Annotated in this window: 5 protein-coding genes and 1 tRNA gene; 3 read left to right on the forward strand and 3 right to left on the reverse strand. The window is 47.1% G+C overall.

The genetic code is table 11. From position 1 onward, the window contains the following. Positions 1–191: 191 nt before the first annotated feature. Together WBA89_RS13505 and WBA89_RS13510 are read right to left on the reverse strand one after the other, a co-directional pair. Positions 192–1,406 carry a glycosyltransferase family 4 protein gene (locus WBA89_RS13505; RefSeq protein WP_424407168.1) on the reverse strand — a complete coding sequence of 405 codons (1,215 nt, stop codon included), beginning with the start codon at positions 1,404–1,406 and terminating at the stop codon, positions 192–194. A 919-nt stretch (positions 1,407–2,325) separates the two neighbouring features. Continuing rightward, positions 2,326–2,399, reverse strand: a tRNA-Arg gene (locus tag WBA89_RS13510). 78 nt (positions 2,400–2,477) lie between these two features. Here WBA89_RS13510 and moaC point away from each other — a divergent pair. The 3 genes from moaC (at position 2,478) to WBA89_RS13525 (ending at position 3,711) form a co-directional block, all read left to right on the forward strand. Further along, complete coding sequence (moaC, locus tag WBA89_RS13515) at positions 2,478–2,999, forward strand: cyclic pyranopterin monophosphate synthase MoaC (RefSeq protein ID WP_424407170.1); 522 nt, start codon at positions 2,478–2,480, stop codon at positions 2,997–2,999. A gap of 88 nt (positions 3,000–3,087) precedes the next feature. Next, positions 3,088–3,345: a 2TM domain-containing protein gene (locus tag WBA89_RS13520; RefSeq protein ID WP_333115571.1), complete on the forward strand. Its 258-nt coding sequence runs from the start codon at positions 3,088–3,090 to the stop codon at positions 3,343–3,345. A gap of 63 nt (positions 3,346–3,408) precedes the next feature. After that, entirely contained in the window at positions 3,409–3,711 is a 303-nt protein-coding gene (locus WBA89_RS13525; protein WP_424407173.1) for a DUF3181 family protein, read from the forward strand. Positions 3,712–3,786: 75 nt separating this feature from the next. On the opposite strand, the gene WBA89_RS13530 is transcribed toward WBA89_RS13525, so the two are convergent. Continuing rightward, a partial coding sequence (locus tag WBA89_RS13530; RefSeq protein WP_424407175.1) for a calcium-binding protein occupies positions 3,787–4,925 on the reverse strand: 1,139 nt, incomplete at its 5' end.

Here is a 4,925-nt window from a genome sequence, read left to right on the forward strand (position 1 = left end):
TCTCGTGAAAACTAATGTGGCAATAGCGGAAATCAAAGATTTGCTCGGCAGTTAGGCCTGACGCGCATTCCTCCGGGCACTCAAGGTCGTACAGTTAGAGGGCCCGACTCCTGCTGTCTAGTTGAACTATAAAATGCGTTAGCGACCTAGAAAATTTAGAAGGAATTTGCCCCGGCCCTCCTGCAGATTTTCTATAAAGTTTCTTCTGAAGGCACGTTTTTATCTTGTGGTGTCACAATTGATTCGATCGCGTCAGCCCAGCCGTTGGAAAGGTCATAAAATTGATTTACCAAATGTTGTGGGTATTGTCGCTTTTGCTCGTAGAATTCGCGATCGTCGCACAACTTGAGTAGGGCGTCACCGTATGCTGTAACGTCATCGGGTGGAACTTCTACCAGCGTACCGTCCATGTGGGACAGGGCGGGACAGACTGCTGAGGTAATCACGGGACGACTCGATAGAACGCCTTCTGCTACAACTTTGTTGAATCCCTCTACAAAATCCGTCTTTGTTGGTACGATGACAGCGTGGGCTTTAGAGAACCTCTCGTGCATTTGGAGCTTGTTGCAGTAACCGTGAAATGTAAAGGCCCAATCAACACCAGCAAGCTTTACTTGCTCGCGCAAAGCATCTAGCGCCGAACCAGTGCCGCAAATATCGAAGGTAATATCGTTTCTGCCAAGCGCTGCAAAACGTTTAGCAATTTCCACCAGATCGAAAACACCTTTATCTGCTTCAACTCGACCTGCGAATAGTACCCGAAAATGGGAATGTTCGCGATCGGGTTGCTTTACTGTTGCAAACTCAGTGTGGCGGTAAGTGGGTTTGAACTGCACGATAGATTTGGTTTGACCTCCTGTCATATTCGCCAGTTGCTTGTCAATCTCATCGGAAATTGACATTATTGCTGTACAGCTTTTTGCAAAGAAATGGCGATTCAGTCTTGAAAGTAATTTATCTATCTTGCGTGGCGAACCAAATTTGCGGCTGGGGCTACAGTGCAGCGAAGGGACGACTTGGACTCCCAGGAAAGAAAGTAGAGATAAAACAAACCAGTGTGTGGTTCCATCGGCGACGATCGCAACTTGAGCCCGCCACGCGATCGCAGTCGCAGTCAACCTTAACCCGTACCATATATGACCCAGGTGATACAACAAACCCGATGCGTTCCTTAACGGGTTGGGGCGGTGTTCCAGAATGTAGTTACCATCTTGCAAGTATTCTTTTTCCTCGCAGGAGGAGATGACGTATCCCTCTGCTTGCAAGTCGCGGCACGCATCATAAAATTGGCTGGAATAAGTAATTGCAACTTGTGACGGATCGTCTTCTCCTTTCCTCCAATAGCCATAAGTTCCTATGATGTTTCCCGGTCCTGCTGCATAAAGAATTCGCAGTGATTTAGACATGACTTTCTCCTTCTAAACATAAAATGAGAACAGGTCGATTTCTCACATCTGCTTGCCCATATAAACTCAAGATCCAAGAAACCCTCTAATCCTTAATACCAATTTAAGATGAAGCTGCATAGAACAATAGTTCGGACTATTTTTTAACGGCCCTGTAAGCCGAGGGCGAGGAAGCCCTGCCATTTTTCACGCATTTTAGGCAACAAGGGCGATCGGCTCAAACCTTGAAAAAATAGTCCACTATATAGCCAGTAAATGTTTCGGAGACTCGACTCGATCTAAAACTGTCCGAAGTATTGGATGGCGACACGTGAACTACCAGACGCTGATGCTACGCATACAGCACTGGCTTCCTGATTCATTGGGATGTGCTGTTGCTATCCGTTGAAGCAATTAGTCTGATCTTCCCTCCACAGGCAGGAGTCCTAGTTCCTAAGACCCATACTTTTTCTTGCTACACGCTCCGTTTAGCTTGGTTTTCGCCTAAGAGATCGCGGTCAAGATAGTGAAATTGTATCACTGATTCGCTATCGCTCAACTTGTTTCACCGCGAGTTTTCATCCTGGCGCTCACCTTCGGTAGAGCGCGGGACTTCCCATTCGCATTAGTTAAACAATAATATATACCCCATCTTTTTTTAGATCGAGTTGGTCAAGTCCCTCACCGGTGGGGCTTTTGACAAGTGAATTTTAAAGGTGGTACCCGCTACGCGATCGATCCGCCGAATCAATCCAAAATCTCAAATCTAAGATCGGAAGAACCCCCGAATTTATCCGTGGGGTCGCCTCCAAAATCTCAAATCTCAAATCTCAAATCGAATGACGGGCTTGTCACTCCGTCAGCGACTGAACTCCTCACTATGAACCTATATGGAAAAGAGAGGACTAAAATCCTCACTACCAACTTATTGTTTGTTTAATGGGCTTGGAGGGATTCGAACCCCCGACCTCATGGTTCGTAGCCATGCACTCTATCCAACTAAGCTACAAGCCCCTGTTGAGTTCAGATTTAATCTAAAATTGATTAGGTTCTTTTCTCACAGAATCTAATAGTAACACCACTATCAAAATAATGCAAGACATTTCGCCAACTTTTTCTACATTGCCCGATCGCCCGCAGCTAACTCACCTCGACAACAGCGGGGAAGCCCAAATGGTGGATGTTTCGGCAAAAGTGGCAACTGTACGGCAAGCTGTGGCCGCGGGGCGGGTGCGGATGTCGGCGGAGACCTTTGCTGCGATCGAAGCGGGGAATGCGCCGAAAGGGGATGTGTTGGGCACTGCGAGGCTGGCTGGGATTATGGCGGCCAAGCAGACGGCTAATTTGATTCCTTTGTGTCACCCTCTGCCACTGAGTAGCGTGAAGGTGCAGGTGATACCGGATGCTGGGTTGCCGGGGTATCAAATTCGGGCGACGGTGAAGATTAAGGCGGAAACTGGGGTGGAAATGGAGGCGCTGACGGCGGTTTCGGTGGCGGCGCTGACTCTGTACGATATGGCGAAAGCTTTGGAAAAGTCGATCGCCATTGAATCGATTCGTCTGGTAAGCAAAAGCGGCGGCAAATCGGGGGATTATCAAAATTTAGAGGAATAAATTTCCACTCTTGAGAGGGATGCGGAATTCAAAAAGCTGCACTTAAGATTAAAATAGGCACAGAACTACTAATATCATGTGAAAAACTATGCCTCCTCGTTGGCCCCGCAAACCCGATCGCAACGATCCAGAGTACCGCCGCTTAGATGACCGGATGAATTTTGCCATCCACGTCGGTCTTTTTTCTGCTACAAATTCTGGTTTGTGGTTTGTTCAAAATTTGCAAAAGGCTGATTGGCCTTGGGCAGTTTCGGTAACGGGTGTATGGGCTCTAGTAGTTTTGGCCCACGCGATTTTCATTTTTGCGATCGCCGATTATTCGCCCCTCACCAAAGATTCTGGCTGAAGGCAGTTGTCGGCGATTGGTTAACTTTTTTTGACGGATCACCAATAACGTTCTGCTTTTTATATGGCTAATACTACTCAGGCGATCGAATCCTTAGCAGCCGAAATCGGCGAAAATGTCTACATTGACATTGCCAAGTGGCATTTGTATCTCCGTGATGCCCACCTGCATACGGTGGTTGCCGAACAACTTTATTCAATGCTGGAAAAGGGCAATTTAGATACTGACAAAGTTGAAGGAGTTTTGCAAGGAATTTCAGTCAAGTTGGGCGGCGGCAAGCGGGAAGTGCCGCTGGCCGATTTGATTCCGATGCAGTGTCAAGTTAAGTTGATGGATGTTTTGGAGGAATTTCAGCGTCAGATGTGATCTCAATTGTTGATTTGGATTTAAGTGCGATCGCCCTTTGTGGATTTAATGGGCGATCGCGCTTTTCTTAATTCCCTAAACCAGCATGAAGTTAGCCGCTGTAATCGAATTGGCACTCACTCCAATCATCACACCTAACTCTTCTCCTGTCAAGGCATTTTTGATAATTGTACCCTGAGTATTTTGAGTTATTGCTAACTGGCTAAAGCTCAAACCTCCGCTTAGTGCGATCGAATCTTGACCAATGGTAAAATCAGCAATAATATCAAATCCTTGACCAGCATTTAAGACAAAGATATCATTGCCGCTACCGCCAATCAAACTATCATTGCCCAATTCTCCGTAAATGATATCATCACCTTTTCCGCCCAGGAGAGTATCATTATCTTCCCCACCGTAAAGAGTATCATTTCCTTCACAGCCTCCCAAGATATCTGCGCCTTCGTCACCGCTGATAAAATCATTACCTTCGCCGCCACAGATGGTATCTGAACCCTGATTTCCCAACAAATAATCATCTCCCTCACTGCCAAGGATTATGTCATCACCTTTGCCTCCAAATAAGCTGTCATTACCCTTACCACCATCGATGAAATCATCATTTCTGTTCCCATAAACGATGTCATTACCTTCGCGGCCATTTATGGAGTCATTGCCTTTGCCTCCAAAGATTAAATCATTGCCCAAGTCGCCCAGAATGATGTCATTATTCTCATCTCCAAATAAGATGTCGTCACCTGTGCCACCGCTGATAAAATCATTGCCTTTGTTGCCGTTGAGGATGTCACTACTATCGCCACCATATAAGTTGTCATCCCCGGATTTGGCATCGAATATATTGCCCGTGTTGCTGCCGAGAAATTCGTCATTTTTGGCAGTGCCTATTTGAATGCCTGGTACACCGAGTATGGTGTTTTCAACTGAATTCGGTTGGTTTAAATTGGGATAGTCAATGTCATCGCAGATGCAGTCATCGTTGGGGATGTTATTAGTTATTGGTGTGGGCGTTACCGCTATTGTTGGCGTGGGTGTTGGTGCGGGTGCAGGAGTTGGTGCGGGTGCGGGTGCAGGAGTTGGTGCGGGTGCAGGAGTTGGTGTTGGTGTTGGTGCGGGTGCAGGAGTTGGTGCGGGTGCAGGAGTTGGTGTTGGTGCGGGTGCAGGAGTTGGTGTTGGTGCGGGTGCAGGAGTTGGTGTTGGTGCGGGTGCAGGAGTTG

It is taken from the genome of Microcoleus sp. (assembly GCF_049646505.1).
Lineage (GTDB): Bacteria > Cyanobacteriota > Cyanobacteriia > Cyanobacteriales > Microcoleaceae > Microcoleus.